The sequence below is a fragment of the Streptomyces sp. NPDC058371 genome (genome assembly GCF_042723265.1).
Lineage (GTDB): Bacteria > Actinomycetota > Actinomycetes > Streptomycetales > Streptomycetaceae > Streptomyces.
In genome coordinates this window covers 105,393-122,345 of record NZ_JBHXJC010000006.1, presented here as the reverse complement: position 1 = coordinate 122,345, position 16,953 = coordinate 105,393, and the positions used below count along the sequence as shown (strand labels likewise).

General features: G+C 71.4%; 15 protein-coding genes. 4 read left to right on the top strand and 11 right to left on the bottom strand.

What is annotated here, in order from left to right:
• Positions 1 to 276 precede the first annotated feature (276 nt).
• From ACFWM2_RS20160 to ACFWM2_RS20140, 5 genes are all read right to left on the bottom strand, one after another.
• A complete protein-coding gene (locus ACFWM2_RS20160; protein WP_383281395.1) occupies positions 277 to 684 on the bottom strand; it encodes a VOC family protein in 408 nt (135 codons plus the stop codon).
• Positions 685 to 803: 119 nt separating this feature from the next.
• The gene (locus ACFWM2_RS20155) at positions 804 to 2,114 is read right to left on the bottom strand and encodes a hypothetical protein (protein WP_383281392.1); all 1,311 of its coding nucleotides are present in this window, start codon (positions 2,112 to 2,114) and stop codon (positions 804 to 806) included.
• Positions 2,096 to 2,833: an ABC transporter ATP-binding protein gene (locus tag ACFWM2_RS20150; RefSeq protein ID WP_383281389.1), complete on the bottom strand. Its 738-nt coding sequence runs from the start codon at positions 2,831 to 2,833 to the stop codon at positions 2,096 to 2,098. The genes ACFWM2_RS20155 and ACFWM2_RS20150 overlap by 19 nt, the downstream gene beginning before the upstream one ends.
• A gap of 306 nt (positions 2,834 to 3,139) precedes the next feature.
• Complete coding sequence (locus ACFWM2_RS20145; protein ID WP_383281387.1) at positions 3,140 to 4,522, bottom strand: aspartate aminotransferase family protein; 1,383 nt, start codon at positions 4,520 to 4,522, stop codon at positions 3,140 to 3,142.
• Positions 4,507 to 5,022, bottom strand: a complete 516-nt coding sequence (locus ACFWM2_RS20140) for an Lrp/AsnC family transcriptional regulator (protein WP_383281384.1) — start codon at positions 5,020 to 5,022, stop codon at positions 4,507 to 4,509. The genes ACFWM2_RS20145 and ACFWM2_RS20140 overlap by 16 nt, the downstream gene beginning before the upstream one ends.
• A gap of 187 nt (positions 5,023 to 5,209) precedes the next feature.
• Between ACFWM2_RS20140 and ACFWM2_RS20135 the strand changes: the two genes are divergently transcribed.
• Positions 5,210 to 6,649: a gamma-aminobutyraldehyde dehydrogenase gene (locus tag ACFWM2_RS20135; protein WP_383281381.1), complete on the top strand. Its 1,440-nt coding sequence runs from the start codon at positions 5,210 to 5,212 to the stop codon at positions 6,647 to 6,649.
• Positions 6,650 to 6,740: 91 nt separating this feature from the next.
• Here ACFWM2_RS20135 and ACFWM2_RS20130 read toward each other — a convergent pair whose 3' ends face one another.
• Positions 6,741 to 7,364, bottom strand: coding sequence for a hypothetical protein (locus ACFWM2_RS20130; RefSeq protein ID WP_383281378.1), 624 nt, complete (start codon positions 7,362 to 7,364; stop codon positions 6,741 to 6,743).
• Between the two features lie 325 nt (positions 7,365 to 7,689).
• On the opposite strand from ACFWM2_RS20130, the gene ACFWM2_RS20125 reads away from it, so the two are divergent.
• From ACFWM2_RS20125 to ACFWM2_RS20115, 3 genes are all read left to right on the top strand, one after another.
• A complete protein-coding gene (locus tag ACFWM2_RS20125; RefSeq protein ID WP_383281375.1) occupies positions 7,690 to 8,346 on the top strand; it encodes a response regulator transcription factor in 657 nt (218 codons plus the stop codon).
• A 221-nt stretch (positions 8,347 to 8,567) separates the two neighbouring features.
• Positions 8,568 to 9,872 (top strand): sensor histidine kinase, encoded by a 1,305-nt coding sequence (locus ACFWM2_RS20120; protein WP_383281373.1) that lies wholly within the window; start codon positions 8,568 to 8,570, stop codon positions 9,870 to 9,872.
• 143 nt (positions 9,873 to 10,015) lie between these two features.
• Entirely contained in the window at positions 10,016 to 11,206 is a 1,191-nt protein-coding gene (locus ACFWM2_RS20115; protein WP_383281370.1) for a spermidine/putrescine ABC transporter substrate-binding protein, read from the top strand.
• Between the two features lie 62 nt (positions 11,207 to 11,268).
• On the opposite strand, the gene ACFWM2_RS20110 is transcribed toward ACFWM2_RS20115, so the two are convergent.
• The 5 genes from ACFWM2_RS20110 to ACFWM2_RS20090 all read right to left on the bottom strand — a co-directional run bounded on the left by ACFWM2_RS20110 (position 11,269) and on the right by ACFWM2_RS20090 (position 16,507).
• Positions 11,269 to 11,784, bottom strand: coding sequence for an FMN-binding protein (locus tag ACFWM2_RS20110; RefSeq protein ID WP_383281367.1), 516 nt, complete (start codon positions 11,782 to 11,784; stop codon positions 11,269 to 11,271).
• A gap of 56 nt (positions 11,785 to 11,840) precedes the next feature.
• A complete protein-coding gene (locus ACFWM2_RS20105; RefSeq protein WP_383281364.1) occupies positions 11,841 to 13,175 on the bottom strand; it encodes a ferric reductase-like transmembrane domain-containing protein in 1,335 nt (444 codons plus the stop codon).
• Positions 13,176 to 13,276: 101 nt separating this feature from the next.
• A complete protein-coding gene (locus ACFWM2_RS20100) occupies positions 13,277 to 14,086 on the bottom strand; it encodes an FAD:protein FMN transferase (protein ID WP_383281361.1) in 810 nt (269 codons plus the stop codon).
• A gap of 163 nt (positions 14,087 to 14,249) precedes the next feature.
• Positions 14,250 to 15,758: a sensor histidine kinase gene (locus ACFWM2_RS20095; protein WP_383281358.1), complete on the bottom strand. Its 1,509-nt coding sequence runs from the start codon at positions 15,756 to 15,758 to the stop codon at positions 14,250 to 14,252.
• Complete coding sequence (locus ACFWM2_RS20090; protein WP_383281355.1) at positions 15,755 to 16,507, bottom strand: response regulator transcription factor; 753 nt, start codon at positions 16,505 to 16,507, stop codon at positions 15,755 to 15,757. Before ACFWM2_RS20090 ends, ACFWM2_RS20095 begins: the two co-directional genes overlap by 4 nt.
• Positions 16,508 to 16,953 lie beyond the last annotated feature (446 nt).

Genomic DNA, 16,953 nt, shown 5'->3' with positions numbered 1-16,953 from the left:
GAGGGGGGGGGGGGGGGAGGGGGGGGGGGTGTGGGCTACGCGCTGGCGGGGGGGGCGGTCGGTGGGGGTGGCTCGGCCCTCCCCTTGCCCCCCCCCCCCGCCCCCGTACGACTGTCCTGTTGCGGGCGGCCGGCCCCCGTACGACTGCCCTGTGCCGCGCGGCCTGCCTCCCCCCCCCGTACAACTCTGCCCCGTGGCGGGCGGCGCCTCCGGTCGACCGCGCGGACCCCCGTGCCGCACGTCCCGGCCCCCTGCCGCAGTGGTGGCTCCGGAGGTTCAGCCCTTGACCGCCGCCGGGTCCATCCACACGACCTCCCAGCTGTGGCCGTCCGGGTCGTCGAAGGATCGGCCGTACATGAAGCCCTGGTCCTGCGTGTCGCCGGTCGCGGAGCCGCCGGCCGCGATCGCCTTGTCGACCAGTTCGTCGACCTTCTCGCGGCTCTCGGCGCTCAGACAGAGCAGCACCTCGCTGGTCTTCGTCGCGTCGGCGATCTCCTTCTTCGTGAAGTCGGAGTAGCGCGGCTTGCTCAGCATCATCGCGATGATCGTGTCGCTGATCACCACACAGGCGCAGTCGTCGGTCGAGAACTGCGGGTTGATCGAGTAGCCGAGCTCCGTGAAGAACTTCTTGGAGGTGTCCACGTCGGTCACGGGCAGGTTCACGAAGATCATCTGCTGGTACATGAGGGGCCTCTCCCGTCGGTGTGCTGCCGTTCGCAGGGGTAGACCGGGGTCCGCGGCAGAACTCATCGGGTTCCGCGGACCTTTTTCCCGGGACTTCGGCGAGTCGGTACGGAGGCGACTCAGCGGGCCAGGGGAAGCGCGGCGAGCTCGGCGACCACCCACGTCAGCGGGCCGAACACGGCGAGCAGCGCGCCGACCCGCAGGCCCGCCGCACTACGGAGCATCGTGGCGGGAGCACCGAGGCGCAGCAGCGCGGCCGTGGTGTCCGCGCGGGCCTGCCTGGCCTCGACGGCGGCCGTGACCAGCGTCAGGAGGGTGCATCCCGCCACCAGCAGGGCGCCGAGGGCGGTCAGCGGACCGAAGTCGGGGCGCACACCCGCGTACAGCGTCGCCATGGCGTACGCGCCCGACGCCACCGCGCAGACCACGCCGAGCGGCTGCCCGATGCGTCGCGCCTCCGTCTGGAGCACCCGGCCGGCCAGCAGCCGCAGTGCGCCGGGCCGTGCGGCCTGGAGCAGACGTCCGCAGACGTAGGTGATCGCAGGTCCGGCGAGCGCGAGGCCGACCGCGGTGAGGGCCCAGCCGACGAGCACCCCGGCGGGGCCGCCGACGAAACCGCCGGGCAGCGCCGGCCCGGACGCGCTGTCCGAACGGCTCGCGTACGTCTCCACGGCGAGGCCCGCGGCCAGCACGGCCGCACCCCACGGGAGTCCGCCGGGCGCGGTCTGGGGAGCGAAGAGCTGGGGGGCGTCGAGCACGCCCCCGTCGGGTCCCGCGGCGGCCGTCGGGCCCTCGGCCTGTTCGGCGCGGGCTTCGTGCGCGCCCCCAGCCGCCTGGGCGCCGACGGCGTGCCGACCGGTGCGGACCGCGCCGGACCGTGCGGCAGCCCGGCTGTAGCGGCCCGTGCGGCCCGGCTTTCCACCGCGCGGCCGCAGCACCAGCGCGGTGGCCACCGAGGCGGCGATCGGCACCATGGCCAACAGGGTCAGAGCCGCAGGGAGCGGCAGCGGCTGGTCCGCGGCGAGGAACTGCGAGGCCGCGCCGTCGAACGGCATGCCGGTCAGATCGCCGCGCAGGTGCAGGAAGAAGAGCAGGGCGAGCATCGAGCCGAGCACGGTCGACAGGGCGGTCGTGGTGGCGGAGATGGCCATCAGGCGGCCGTGGCCGAGGCCGATCGCCGAGAGCCCGGGCCGGGGGCGGGTGCCGGGGTCGGTGCGGGCCACCGCGACCGCGAAGTACACGGTGGCGGCCACGGGCGCCACGCACCAGACCAGCCGCAGTACGGAACCGGCCGACGCGTCCGGATGACCCAGCGCGTAGCCGAGCGTGCACAGCAGCAGGAAGCCGGTGCCCGCCGAGGCTGCGGCGACCAGGAGTCTGCGCAGCTGGACGAGGGGCTGCCCCCCGCGGGCTAGACGGAGAGCGAGCACGCGGCCCGGCCTTCCGTCTCGACGACCGGCGGCAGGTGGACGGTGTGCACGCGCCGTCCGTCGAGCAGGGACACCGTGCGGTCGGCGAGCGCCGCGGTGTCCGCGTCGTGCGTGGCGAGGACGACCGTGATGCCGTGCGAGCGGGCCGCCGTGGTGAGCGTCCGCAGCACCTGGGCGCCGTCGGCCCGGTACAGCGGGGCGGCGGGCTCGTCGGCGAAGAGCACGGTGGGTGCTCCGACCAGCGCGCGGGCGATGACGACCCGCTGGCGCTCGCTCTGGAGGAGTTCGTGCGGCCGCTTCCGGGCGCAGCCGCCGACGTCGAGGCGCTCCAGCCACTCCAGGGCGGCGGTCTTGGCGGAGCGGCGCCGGGTGCCGCGCAGCATCAGGGGGAGGGCCGCGTTCTCCCAGGCGTTCAGCTCGGGGACGAGGACCGGTACCGGGTCGATCCAGCCGAAGCGGTCTCGGCGCAGCCGCTCGCGGCCGAGCGGGCCCATGGTGTGGATGGGGGCGCTGTTGAACCACACCTCGCCCTGCTGCGGCAGGAGCTGCCCCGACAGGCACCGCAGGAGGGTCGTCTTGCCGGCGCCGCGCGGGCCGCTGACGGCGAGGATCTCGCCCTCCCGGACGCCGAGCGAGACGCCGCTGAGCGCGGGCGAGCCGTTGTGCTTGACGTGCAGGGCGCGTGCCCAGAGCACGTCGTTGTCCGGCGGGGCCACCATCGCGTACACCTCGGTTCAGATCTGACTTGCGCTGCCTGAGCGGCCTCGGGGAAGTCGTGGAGGTCGCTCGGTCCCCCGGTCGGGGGAACGAAGGCAGGGCCGATCGGTCACTGGGCACGCTAGGGAGTCGGGGCCCGGAGGCCGGACAGCACACGGCCCCGGGCCGCCCATTCTCACTCGAACGGGCGGCACCGGGGCCGTTGTTGATCATCCAGAAGGAAGATCAGAGCGTCACCGCGGTCGCGTACGGATCAGAGGCAACCGAGGTCGCGTACGGATCGGAGCGTCACCGCGGTCGCGTACGGATCAGAGCTTCGTCCACGCTTCCGTCAGCACCTGGCGGACGATCCGCTCGATCTCGTCGAAGGTCGACTGGTCGGAGATCAGCGGCGGCGACAGCTGGATGACCGGGTCACCGCGGTCGTCGGCGCGGCAGTACAAGCCGTACTCGAAGAGCTTCTTGGAGACGAAGCCGTAGAGGACGCGCTCCGACTCCTCGTCCGTGAAGGTCTCCTTGGTGGCCTTGTCCTTCACCAGCTCGATGCCGTAGAAGAAGCCGTTGCCGCGGACGTCGCCGACGATCGGCAGGTCGTGCAGCTTCTGCAACGTGGAGAGGAAGTTGGCCTCGTTGTCGAGCACGTGCTGGTTGAGGCCCTCGCGCTCGAACAGGTCGAGGTTGGCGAGACCGACCGCCGCGGACACCGGGTGCCCGCCGAAGGTGTAGCCGTGCAGGAAGGTGTTGTCGCCCTTGTAGAACGGCTCGGCGAGCTTGTCCGAGATGATGCACGCGCCGATCGGGGAGTAGCCCGAGGTCATGCCCTTGGCGCAGGTGATCATGTCCGGTACGTAGTCGAACTTGTCGCAGGCGAACATCGTGCCGAGGCGGCCGAAGGCACAGATGACCTCGTCGGAGACGAGCAGCACGTCGTACTTGTCGCAGATCTCGCGCACGCGCTGGAAGTAGCCGGGGGGCGGCGGGAAGCAGCCGCCGGCGTTCTGCACCGGCTCGAGGAAGACCGCGGCGACGGTCTCGGGGCCCTCGAAGAGGATCTCCTGCTCGATCTGGTCGGCGGCCCAGCGGCCGAAGGCCACCGGGTCGTCGCCGTGGATCGAGGCGCGGTAGATGTTGGTGTTCGGGACCTTGTGCGCGCCCGGGACGAGCGGCTCGAAGGGGGCCTTCAGGGCCGGCAGGCCGGTGATGGACAGGGCGCCCTGCGGGGTGCCGTGGTAGGCGACCGCGCGCGAGATGACCTTGTACTTCGTGTGGTTGCCGGTGAGCTTGTGGTACTGCTTCGCCAGCTTCCACGCGGTCTCGACGGCCTCGCCGCCGCCGGTGGTGAAGAAGACCTTGTTCAGGTCGCCCGGCGCGTAGTTCGCGAGGCGCTCGGCGAGCTCGACGGCCTTCGGGTGGGCGTAGGACCAGATCGGGAAGAAGGCCAGTTCCTGCGCCTGCTTGAAGGCGGTCTCGGCCAGCTCCGTGCGGCCGTGGCCCGCCTGGACCACGAACAGGCCGGCAAGACCGTCGAGGTAGCGCTTGCCCTTGTCGTCGTAGATGTAGGTGCCCTCACCCTTGACGATGGTGGGAACGGGCGCGTTCTCGTACGAGGACATGCGGGTGAAGTGCATCCACAGGTGGTCGTACGCGGTCTTGCTGAGGTCCTTGGTGCTCACGGCTATCGGGTTCCCCACATGTAGGTCTGCTTCTTGAGCTTCAGGTAGACGAAGCTCTCGGTGGAGCGCACGCCGGGCAGGATCCGGATGCGTTTGTTGATGACGTCCAGCAGGTGGTCGTCGTCCTCGCAGACGACTTCTACGAGGAGGTCGAACGAGCCCGCGGTCATCACCACGTACTCGACTTCCGGCATGGCTGTCAGCGCGTCGGCCACCGGTTCGAGGTCACCCTCGACGTTGATGCCGACCATCGCCTGCCTGCGGAAACCCACGGTGAGCGGGTCCGTGACGGCGACGATCTGCATGACGCCCTGATCGAGCAGCTTCTGGACGCGCTGGCGCACGGCGGCTTCGGAGAGGCCTACGGCCTTGCCGATGGCGGCGTACGGGCGGCGTCCGTCCTGCTGCAGCTGTTCGATGATGGCGAGGGAGACGGTGTCCAACTGGGGACTGCCGTTCCTGGACTCGCGAGAGTCCCTGGGGTCTGCGCTTCGACTGGCCACGAGCTCACTGTGCACGACGTCTCGACAGTTCCGCAAGGCCGTAGCGATGAAATTCGTTGTTTACGAGTACGCGACTTGCGGATTTCGCAGATCTGGGGCGCCCGGGGGTGTTGAAAACGTGGGTGCACGGATTAGGGTGGGGACTCAGAAATCTCAGGTAGTGGACACCTGGGCCGTTGACATCCGACAGGAGGGCCGGGCAGTGAGCACCGAGCTGCGTCGTCTGCGCAATTACATCGACGGAGAGTTCCGCGATGCCGCCGATGGACGGACCACCGAGGTGGTCAACCCCGCGACCGGTGAGGCGTACGCGACCGCGCCGCTGTCCGGACAGGCGGACGTCGACGCCGCGATGGCGGCCGCCGCAGAGGCCTTCCCGGCCTGGCGCGACAAGACGCCCGCCGAGCGCCAGAAGGCCCTCCTCAAGATCGCGGACGCGTTCGAGGAGCGGGCCGAGGAGCTCATCGCGGCCGAGGTGGAGAACACCGGCAAGCCGATCGGACTGACCCGGTCCGAGGAGATCCCGCCGATGGTGGACCAGATCCGCTTCTTCGCGGGTGCGGCGCGGATGCTGGAGGGGCGCAGCGCCGGCGAGTACATGGAGGGCCTGACCTCCATCGTCCGCCGCGAGCCGATCGGCGTCTGCGCGCAGGTCGCGCCGTGGAACTACCCGATGATGATGGCCGTGTGGAAGTTCGCCCCGGCGCTCGCCGCGGGCAACACGGTCGTCCTGAAGCCGTCGGACACCACCCCGGCCTCCACCGTCCTGATCGCCGAGATCATCGGCGGCATCCTCGACAAGGGCGTCTTCAACGTCATCTGCGGCGACCGTGACACCGGCCGTGCGATGGTCGAGCACCACACCCCGGCGATGGCCTCCATCACCGGTTCCGTGCGCGCCGGCATGTCGGTCGCCGAGTCGGCGTCCAAGGACCTAAAGCGGGTCCACCTGGAGCTGGGCGGCAAGGCCCCGGTCGTCGTCTTCGAGGACACCGACATCCCCAAGGCCGTCGAGGACATCTCGGTGGCGGGCTTCTTCAACGCCGGCCAGGACTGTACGGCCGCCACCCGTGTCCTCGTCCAGGAGTCGATCCACGACGAGTTCGTGACCGCGCTCGCCAAGGCCGCCGCCGACACGAAGACCGGGCAGCCGGACGACGAGGACGTGCTGTACGGCCCGCTCAACAACCCCAACCAGCTCAAGCAGGTGGCCGGCTTCATCGAGCGGCTGCCCGCCCACGCCAAGGTCGAGGCCGGTGGCCACCAGGTCGGCGAGAAGGGCTACTTCTACGCCCCGACCGTCGTCTCGGGCCTCAAGCAGGACGACGAGATCATCCAGAACGAGGTCTTCGGGCCGGTCATCACCGTCCAGTCCTTCACGGACGAGGACCAGGCCATCGAGTGGGCCAACGGCGTCGACTACGCCCTCGCCTCCTCGGTGTGGACGAAGAACCACGGGCGCGCGATGCGGCTGTCCAAGGCCCTCGACTTCGGCTGCGTGTGGATCAACACCCACATCCCGCTGGTCGCCGAGATGCCCCACGGCGGCTTCAAGAAGTCCGGCTACGGCAAGGACCTCTCGGCGTACGGGTTCGACGACTACACGCGCATCAAGCACGTCATGACCTCGCTGGACGCGTAGGTCTCCGGGGCCTTCGGCTCCGCACGCGGCCCCGGACGGATGGACTCCGTCCGGGGCCGCGGTGTTTCCCCCCTCGGCGGCGGTCAGATGGTCAGGCGTTCTTGGTGCTGGTGCTGGTGCCGGCGGTTGACGAAAGGTCGGGCTTGCCCGGGGTCCCGGGCAGCTTCTGCTTGTGCAGCGAGGGGGCCTCGTGCTTGCCCGGCTTCTCGGGCAGGGGCGGGAGGTCCGCCGGGTCGGGGAAGGTGATGCCCGCCTTCGCGAGGATCGGCGCGCAGGAGTCCAGGGCGTCCTGGTAGGCGTCCGACGTCGGGTCGAAGTCCTTGCCGGTGACCTTGACGTTCAGTCGGATGTGGCCGGCGTCGTCCTTCGACGCGTGGAAGTCGGGATAGTGCTTCTGGCCCTCCTCGCGCATACAGGCGGCGAACCGGTCGTTCGCGGTGTTCACGTCGTCCGGGGCGTTCGCCGTCGGCCGGTACGCGACGGCGAGTCCCGCTCCCTCGGGCGGCTTGGCGCCCTCGGACGCCGGGCCGCCCCGGGACACCCCGGAACCGCCGGTCGTCCAGGCATTGAGGGGTGCGGCATCGGTCGTCGAGGTCCTGGCGGACGACGCGTCGGACGCCGAGGCAGCCGACGCGGTGACCGTGCCGAGAGTGGCCGCCGAGATCAGGGCACAGGCCAGGGCGAGCCGGCGTGGCCTGATGGCCGGAGCACGCATGGGAGTTCCTCCTGGTGGTGGGGTGGTGATGCGGACGTGCTCCAGACAAGCGCGGGGGCGGTTACGGCACGGGAACGGTCGTCCTTATGGCGGTGCAACGTCGCGCCTCCGCCGTACGTCCGTCGGATGTACGGCGGTGCACGCGCCCGTGCCGGACGTCCGGGGGGCAAGCTCCCGTGTCGGACTTACGGCGGTGCAGCTTCCCGCGTCCGTCGGACTTACGGCGGTGCAGCTTCCCGCGCCCGTCGGACTCACGGCGGTGCAACTTCCCGCGTACGAGGGCGACTTATCCCGGTGTAACCGGCGGCCCGCCACACTGGGCCGTATGCGTGTGCTGGTGGTCGAGGATCACGAAGAGCTCGCCGACACCGTGGCCGCCGGGCTGCGCCGGGAGGGCATGGCGGTCGACCTCGCCCTGGACGGCCCCGCGGCCCTGGAGCGGGCCCAGGTCAACGGCTATGACGTCGTCGTACTCGACCGCGATCTGCCCGGGATCCACGGCGACCAGGTGTGCCGGACGCTGGCCGCCGGCGGCAGCCGGGCGCGGGTGCTGATGCTCACCGCGTCCGGGACGGTGGCCGACCGGGTGGCGGGGCTCGGCCTGGGTGCCGACGACTATCTCTCCAAGCCGTTCGCGTTCGCCGAACTTGTCGCGCGGATACGGGCGTTGGCGCGTCGGTCGCAGCCGGCTCTGCCGCCGGTCCTGGTCCAGGGTGAGCTGCGGCTCGACCCCGCGCGACGGCAGGCGACCCGGCGCGGGACGGGGCTCGCGCTCAGCCCGAAGGAGTTCGCCGTGCTCGAACTCCTCCTGGCCGCGCAGGGTGCCGTCGTCTCCACCGAGGAACTCCTGGAGCGGGGCTGGGACGAGGCGGCCGACCCGTTCAGCCAGACCGTGAAGGTGACGGTCAGCCGGCTGCGCCGGAAACTGGGCGAGCCACCGCTGATCGAGACCGTGGACCGGGCGGGGTACCGGCTCCGGTGACGCGTCGACCGGGGTGGGGGTGGCGAGGGCGCCGGGGGCGGCGGGGGAGCTTGCCGGGCTCGTCCGGCTTCCGTGGTGTTCCGGGGAGTCCGGACCGGCATGGTCCGGGCGGCCCGCGAGGGTGGATGCGGCGTGGCCCGCACCGGCGGATGCCCCGCGGCCCGCAAGCGTGGATGTTGCGAGGCTCACGACGGTGGATGCCGGGCGGCCCGCAAGCGTGGATGCCGCGTGGCCCGCGCAGCATCCGGCTGCGGCTGACGCTGCTCTACAGCGCGTTGTTCGTGGTGGCCGGGGCGCTGCTGCTCGGCTTCACCTACCTCCTGGCGTCGCAGTCGAAGCCGTCGGTGGCCACCGGCTCGTTCGAGGGGCCGGGGATGCCCGGTTCCGCGGGACCGACGACCCCGGAACCGCCCGTGCTCACGATGTACGCCGAAGCCCTGCGCGCCGATCAGCTGCACCAGCTGCTGGTGGAGGCGGGCATCGCGCTCGGCGTGATGACCGTGGCCTCCGTCGCGCTGGGCTGGCTGATGGCCGGACGCGTCCTGGCGCCCCTGCGCACGATGACCGCCGCCGCCCGGCGGATCTCCGCCGACAACCTCGGACAGCGGCTGGCCGTCCCCGGGCCGGACGACGAGCTCAAGGCCATGGCGGACACCTTCGACGACGTACTGGCCCGGCTGGAGGGCGCGTTCGAGGCGCAGAAGCAGTTCGTCGCCAACGCCTCGCACGAGCTGCGCACCCCGCTCACCCTCCAGCAGACGATCGTGGACGTGACGCTCGCCGACCCCGACGCCTCCGTGGAGACACTGCGCGCCGCCTGTCTGCGGGTGCGGGCCGCGGGCCAGGAACAGGAACGTCTCATCGACGCGCTTCTGACCCTGGCCCGCGGTCAACAGGGGCTCCAGAAAAGGGAGTTCGTGGACCTGGCGACGCTCGTGCGTGAGCGGCTGCCCGCGGGCGGCCCGCGCGTCGAGGCCCGCCTCGAACCGGCACCCGTGTGGGGTGATCCACACCTGATCGAGCGCCTGGTCGTCAACCTCACCGACAACGCCGTACGGCACAACCACCCGGACGGAGAAGGGAGTTGGATCAGTGTGTGGACCGGCACCGACGACGGGCGGCCGGGGCTTCGGGTCACCAACAGCGGTCCCGTGATACCGCCCGAACGGGCGGCGGGGCTCTTCCAGCCCTTCAGGCGTCTGGGGGCCGAGCGGGTGCGGTCGCGTGACGGGCTGGGCCTCGGCCTGTCCATCGTCGCGGCCGTCACCGCCGCCCACGGTGGCCGGGTGGCCGCCCGCCCGCGCCCGCAGGGCGGGCTGACGGTGGAGGTCAGCCTTCCGCGGGGCATGCCTCCGCCGGGTGTCCACGCCCTTGCCGACGTGCCTCCCCCGGGCGTCCGTGCCCTCGCCGACCCACCCTCGCCGGGTGCCCGTGCCCTCGCCGACCCACCCTCGCCGGGTGCCCGTGCCCTCGCCGACCCACCCTCGCCGGGTGCCCGTGCCCTCGCCGACGTGCCTCCGGAGTGATCGACGGCCCGCGGAGTGCTCGACCGTGTCCCCGTCGTGCTCGACCGCGTCCCCGGATTGATCGACAGGGTGTCGGTTCGGCGGGCGTCCGCTCGACGCAGCGTCCATTGTCCGCGTCGCCGCCCTGAAGGCATGCTGCCCAGGTGCCCGCGATACGGAAGTCCTCGCCCCTGTCCCGCCGGTCCCTGCTGCGCGCGCTGGGCGGCGGTGCCGCGCTCGGGGCCCTGGCGGGCTGCGGTGTGCCCGCCGCGTACGTGGCACCCGGCGACCGGGCCGGGGCGGACCTCTCCGCCCACGACAAGCGTCTGACCTGGGCGAACTGGCCACTGTACATCGACACCGACGACGAGGACACGACGCGGCGGCCCACACTGGACGCCTTCGAGCGGCGTACCGGGATCTCGGTCGACTACGTCGAGGAGATCAACGACAACGACGAGTTCTTCGGCAAGATCAGCCCCTCCCTGATGAACCACCAGCAGACGGGGCGCGATCTCATCGTCATCAGCGACTGGATGTGCGCGCGCTTCGTCCGGCTCGGCTGGGTCCAGGCGATGGACCGCGCCAACCAGCCGAACGTCACCAAGTACCTTGACCCGCTGCTGCGTTCGCCGGCCTTCGACCCGGGCCGCAAGTCCACCGTGCCCTGGCAGTCGGGGATCACCGGCATCGCGTACAACCGCCGGAAACTGGGCCGCGACATCCGGCACGTCTCCGAGCTGTGGGCGGACGACCTGAAGGGCCGGGTGACGCTCCTCTCCGGCCTCGACGAGGCGTTCGCGCTGCTCATGCAGGGCAATGGCGTCGACATCACGCGATGGACGGCCGACGACTTCCACACGGTGTGCGACCAGGTGGAGAAGCACGTCCACAGCGGCCGGATCCGGCGCTTCACCGGCAACGACTACATCAAGGACCTCTCCAGCGGCGACGTGCTCGCCTGTCAGGCCTACTCCGGTGACGTGATCCAGCTCCAGGCCGACGACCCGGACATCCGCTTCGTCGTACCCGAGGAGGGGGCCGAGCTGTGGTCCGAGTCGCTGATGATTCCCAACCTGGCCCGCCACAAGGCGAACGCGGAGCGGCTCGTCGACTACTACTACCAGCCCGAGGTCGCCGCCGAGCTGGCCACCTGGGTCAACTACGTCTGCCCGGTCCCCGCCGCCCAGGACGTCCTCGCCTCCGCCAAGGACAAGGACACCGCCGCGCTGGCCGAGGACCCGCTGATCTTCCCCGACGCCACCATGCGCAAGCGGCTCGCGATCGCCCGCGACATCACCTCCACGGAACGTACGGAGTTCGGCAAGCGGTGGAACGCGATCGCGGGGCTCTGAGCGGGGGCGATGTGGCAAGCGCGACGCGGATCAGCGGCTGTCGGGGCCGCTGAGGCCCGGCCTCAGAATCCGCCGCGCCCTCCGAAGCCGCCGCCGTGCCCGTGTTCCCCGGATTCGGTGGGTGCCGTGGTGGGGGCGGTGGAGCCGTCGGCAGCCGTGAAGTCGGCCTTGTCGAGGGCGGATTGGAGGGACGCGGCATAGCTCTTGCTGGTGATGGTCGCGCCGCTGACCGAGTCGATCGCGGCGCTCTGCTTGGACAGCGCGCTCTCCCGCAGGGTCGGCACGGCGCCGTTGCTGATCTGCACGGACTGCGGTTCGTTGCCGGGTATCTGGAGCGGCTTGACGTCCGTGATCTTCCCACCCTTGATGGTGACCCGAACCTGGGTGTTGCCGAACTGGGTGGTGATGGCGGCGCCGGTGGCGGTGGTGGTCGAGCCGCTCTTCGAGACAGTCGCGCCCTGGCTTGCCGACGACGAAGAGGATGACGCGACTGCGGGGGCGACCTCGCGGGGCTTGAACATCAGCACGCCAGTGGTGCCGATGACGGTCGCGACCAGAATGATCGGGGCACGTCGCATGGGGTTCTCCAGGGATTGCGGAGGCGGAGGGCCGAGGGGCCGCAGCTGCGCGGGCGTCAGAACGCGAAGTCCTCGTGGTGGATGTGTCGCGCGGGCACCCCGGCGTCCCGGGCGGCCGTGATGACCGTGCGGGTGAACTCGGCGGGGCCGCAGATGAAGACGTCCCGGCCGGCGATGTCGGGGACGAGGGTGTGCAGAGCCGGTGCGTCCAGGCGAACCGTCTCTCGGGGCCCGGTCAACGCGTGCAGCAGGCCCCGGCGTTTGCCGACCAGCCGCTCGAACTCGTCGAGGTGGGCGATGTCTTCGGCGTACCTGCCCCGCAGTAGGACGACGACATGGCTGTCCCGGGGCAGGTCGTCGAGGAGGGCGCGGATGGGGGTCGTACCCACGCCGGCGCCGACGAGCAGGACGTTCCGGGACTGCCTGGCGTCGACGGTGAAGACCCCGTAGGGGCCCTCGAACGCCACCCGGGTGCCCGGCGTGAGCCGGGACAGCGCCGTACTGTGGTCGCCCAACTCCTTGACGGTGATGCGGAGATGACCCGCCTGTGGGGTGGCGGACAGTGAGTAGGGGTGGGCCTGCCACCACAGTTCGCGGCGCAGGAACCGCCACATCATGAACTGCCCGCCGGCCGTGGGCAGCCGCTCCAGGTGCCGCCCGCTGAGCACGATGGACCAGGTGTTCGGTCCGATGGGAGACACCCGGGCCACCCGCAGGTCGTGCCGGACGGATCGCCACAGCGGGAGTCCCACCCGGAAGGCCAGCACGACGATCAGGGCACCCACCCACAGCGAGGTCCACCAGGCCGTGGCCAGGGAGTGCCCCACGAACGGCGCACCGGTGTCGACCTGGTGGAGGAACGAGAGGCCGAGGCCCAGGTACGTGTAGAGGTGGACGGCCCACCAGGTCTCGTACTTCATCCGGCGTCGCGCCCGCCGGTAGGAGGTGACCGCGGCGGCCAGCAGCAGGGCGCTGCCGACGGTGGCCGGGAGGATGCCCGCGTAGGTCCACAGCAGTCGGCCGATCTCCGCCAGGATTCCCGACTTCGCCGCGCGCGCGTATCCGACGGTGATCAGTACGGCGTGGGCCAGCAGCAGGTAGATGCCCCAGGGAGCGAGACGCCGGTGCCAGACGACCAGCCGGTCCTGGCCCAGGGCCCGTTCCAGCGGCGGGATGCGTGCCGAGAGCAGCACGATGACGACCATCGCGTAGCCGCTGAGCATCCCGGTGACGCGGCCGAGTGCGGTGGCGACGCCACCCGGAGCGTGCAGCGCGCTGACGGTCGTGGCGCCGATGCCCAGCGCGAGCGAGATGCCGAGGCCGAGGCCGGCGGCCGCGGCCAGAGCGTCGACGGCGAGGGGGCGGCGACGGGCGGGAGACCTGCGGCTCACGCGCCCGGTTCGCCGTGCCGAAGGGGGAGCGGAAGGCGGGGGCCAGTTGGGCGGGCGGACGGGGGGCTTGGGAGCGGGCGGCCGGGAGGTCCGGGGCACGGTCATCGTGACTCCCCGGCGCGATCGGCCAGGGGGAAGCCCGGCGTGAGCAGCACGCGTTCGTCGTCGAGCACCGTCATGGCCTCGTATCCGTCGAGGCCGAGCGTCCAGTCGGCGGCCTCGCGTCCCATGGCGAAGGCCGCGGTCGCGTACGCGTCCGCGGTGCCCAGGTCGGGTCCGCAGACGGTGACGGACAGCAGCCCGGTGGGAGGCGTGCGGGTGTGCGGGTCGACGATGTGCTCACCGCGCTCGTACGTTCCCGAGGTGGCCACCGCGAGGTCACCGGCGAGCACCACCCCCGCCAGGGCGCCGCGGTCCTTGGGGTGCTGGAGCCCGATCCGCCAGGGCAGACCGCCTTGGCGGCCGCCCCGGCTGACGACGTCACCGCCGGCCGTCAGGCAGAAGTCGGTGAGACCCCGCGCCACCAACGCGTCCGCGGCCCGCTGCACCGACCAGCCCTTCACCAGGGCGGACGGGTCCAGGGATCCCGTCGCCCACGCGTCGAAGTACCCGGCCGTGTCCTGACGGAGTTCCTCGCACCTCTGGAGCACCCACGCCACCTCGGCGCTCGCGTGCGCCGGCGACAACTCGCCGCGGTTGATGCGGGAGATGTGGCTGTCCGGCCGGTAGGTACTGAAGAGGGCATCGACTTCATGCAGCCAGCGCACCACGCTCCGGGCCCCCGGTACGGCCTCCTCCTCGTCGCAGTTGCGCAGGTCGATGGAGACCACCGTGCCCATGACGTGCTCTACATGAACATGCCGAGCGGGCAGGTCGGTCGCAGAGTCTGCATGGCCTTGAAGGCTGCTCATGTGGGCTCCTCGGGGGCTGACGGTGGTCTGCCCTCACCATCCCGAGCGGACCTCTCAGTTCCCTCTCAGATCACGCCGGACAGTGGCCCTGCGCCCGGTTTTAAAGGGGAATCTCAGGTAGGAGCGTCCGGGGCGACCCGCGGGCGGATGCGGAGAAGTCCCGTCAGTGCAGCGGCAGCAGCACGGTGAACACCGTCGAACCCGGGATGCTCCGGAAGGTCAGCGTGCCCTGGTGGGCTGTCACGATGGCGGCCGCGATGGACAGGCCCAGCCCGGCTCCGGCGCCCCCGCCGCGCGTCCCGGTGCCGGGGTGACGGCGGTCGGCGCGGGTGAAGCGTTCGAAGAGCGTCTGCCGCAGCTCGGACGGGACTCCGGGGCCGTCGTCCGCGACGGACAGACTGCACTGCCCCGGGTCGCTCCGCTCCAGGCGGACTGTCACCGAGGTGCCGGCCGGGGTGTGCAGCCGGGCGTTGGCCAGGAGGTTCGTCAGCACCTGCGCCAGGCGGTCGGGATCGCCGGCGACGGTGACGGGCGTCTCGGGCAGGTCCAGGGCCCAGCTGTGCCCGGGGCTCGCTGCTCGGGCGTCGTCCGTGCAGTCGATGACCAGGCGTGTCACGTCGACCGGTTCACGCTGCAGGGGCCGGCCGGCGTCGAGCCGGGCGAGCAGCAACAGGTCGTCGACCATGGCACTCATCCGCGCCGCCTCGGCGGCCACGCGACCGAGGGCCCGCTCGACCTTGGCGGGGACCGGGCCGGGGTGGCGCAGCGCGAGTTCCGCGTGGCCGCGGATCGAGGCGACCGGTGTACGCAGCTCATGGCTGGCGTCGGCGGCGAAGCTGCGCAGCCGCTCCTCACTGGTGTGGCGTTTGGCCAGGGCGTCCTGGACATGGCCGAGCATGCGGTCGAGCGCGGCGGCCACCTGACCGGCCTCGCTGTGCGGGTCACCCGCTGCCGTCGGGCCCGGCAGGGTGACCTCGCCGCTGTCCAGTTTCAGGCCGGCGACGGCTGCCGCGGTGTCCGTGACCCGGCGCAGGGGGTGCAGTGAGCGGCGTACCCACAGGGCACCGGCGACCCCGGTGATCACCAACGCGCCGCCGAAGACCACGGAGGAGACCATGGCCAGCCGCTTGACCGTCTCCTGGAGCGGCGCCAACGGCAGTCCGCTGACCAGGATGTCGTCGTCCCTTCCCGCGCAGGCGTAGACGCGGTAGTCGCCGAGGGCCGACAGCGTGACGCTGTGGGCACTGCCGTCGGTGGGAATCCCGTCGAGAGTCGCTTCGTCGGCCGCGTCGAGGGTGACCCTGGTGTTCCGGTTGGCCCGGACGACGGCGGCCTCACTGATCTTCGCGTCGGTCAGCCGTGCGCCGAAGGTGCCGATTCCCTGCCCACGCGTGTCGGCACGCCTGCCGCCTGCCGTGTCTCCGAAGCTGATGTTCCCGCCCGACTGCTGCTGGGCGTCCGCGGTTTGCCGCAGCGTGGAGGGGAAGAGACAGCCGGAGTCGGCGAGTTGGTGGTCGAGCTGGCCGGTGAGATAACTGCGCAGGGCGAAGACGCTCGTCAGTCCCACGGTCGCGCAGCTCAGCGCGAGCAGGACGACGAGGCCCCAGGTGAGCTTGGCGCGCAGCGTGCGGGGGCGCAGCCGGTGCAGCCGGGAACGAGCCGTCGGGTTCATGAGGTGGTGGGCTTGAGGACGTAGCCGACACCGCGCACGGTATGGATCATGGGCGGCCGGCCGGCGTCCACTTTCTTGCGCAGGTACGAGATGTACAACTCGACGACGTGTGCGTGCCGGCCGTAGTCGTAGGACCAGATCCGTTCAAGGATCAGGGCCTTGCTGAGCACCTGGCGTGGATGGTGCATCAGCAGCTGGAGCAGCGCGTACTCGGTGGGGGACAGGGGGATGACCTCACCGGCCCTGGTCACTTCATGCGCGTCCTCGTCGAGGACCAGATCGCCGACGGCGAGGGCGGTGTCGCCCGCGCTCGGGCGAGCCATGCCCGCCCGCCGCAACAGGCCGTGCAGCCGCGCGGTGACCTCGTCCAGGCTGAACGGCTTGGTGACGTAGTCGTCGCCGCCCGCCCGGATCCCGGCGACCCGGTCCTCGACGGCGTCCCGCGCGGTGAGGAACAGCACGCACACCAGGGGGAGTTCGGCCCGGATCTCGCGCAGCACGGTGAAACCGTCGGCGTCCGGGAGCATCACGTCGAGGATCACCGCGTCCGGCCGGAACTCGGCCGTGGCCCGCACCGCCGTCGCCCGGTCCGCGGCGGGCCGTGCGTCATAGCCCTCGTAGGCCAGCGCGCCGCACAGCACCTCGGTGAGATCAGGCTCGTCGTCGACCACGAGCACCCGGACACGTGCGCCGTCGTGGCGGACCAGGGGAGGCGCCGTGGGGGCGGGTTCGGCAGGGCGTGGAGTCACCGTGACATCACTACCGCCCGATTCTGAGATTCCCCTGAGATGTACGGGCCCCGGGCACGGGCGGTGCGCGGGGGGCCGCGTCGGCGGCTCCGCCGGAGACACGCTCTCCTTCCTGGTCAGCGGCACTCCACGAGCTACGGCAGGGCGTGCTCGGGCAACTGGCCCCGGTGCGGCGCTGAGAGCAGGCTGATAGGTCCCCCGTGCAGGGTGACGGCCAGGCGCACCCCCGCAGGCCACGGCCCGCGGGATGCGGCTCGAAGGCCCCGCTCGCCCTGCCGGACAGGGCGTGCCGGGCAGGCCAAGGAGGGACTCCCGTATCCCGACGGCCACCCCCCACAGGCTTCCGGAACCTCGGTCCGCGAAGGGGACACGGACCACCGCGCGACCGCCCGACAGGTCCTCCGAAAACCTCGGCCACTGCCCTTGCGCGATCATCCACAAGGAGA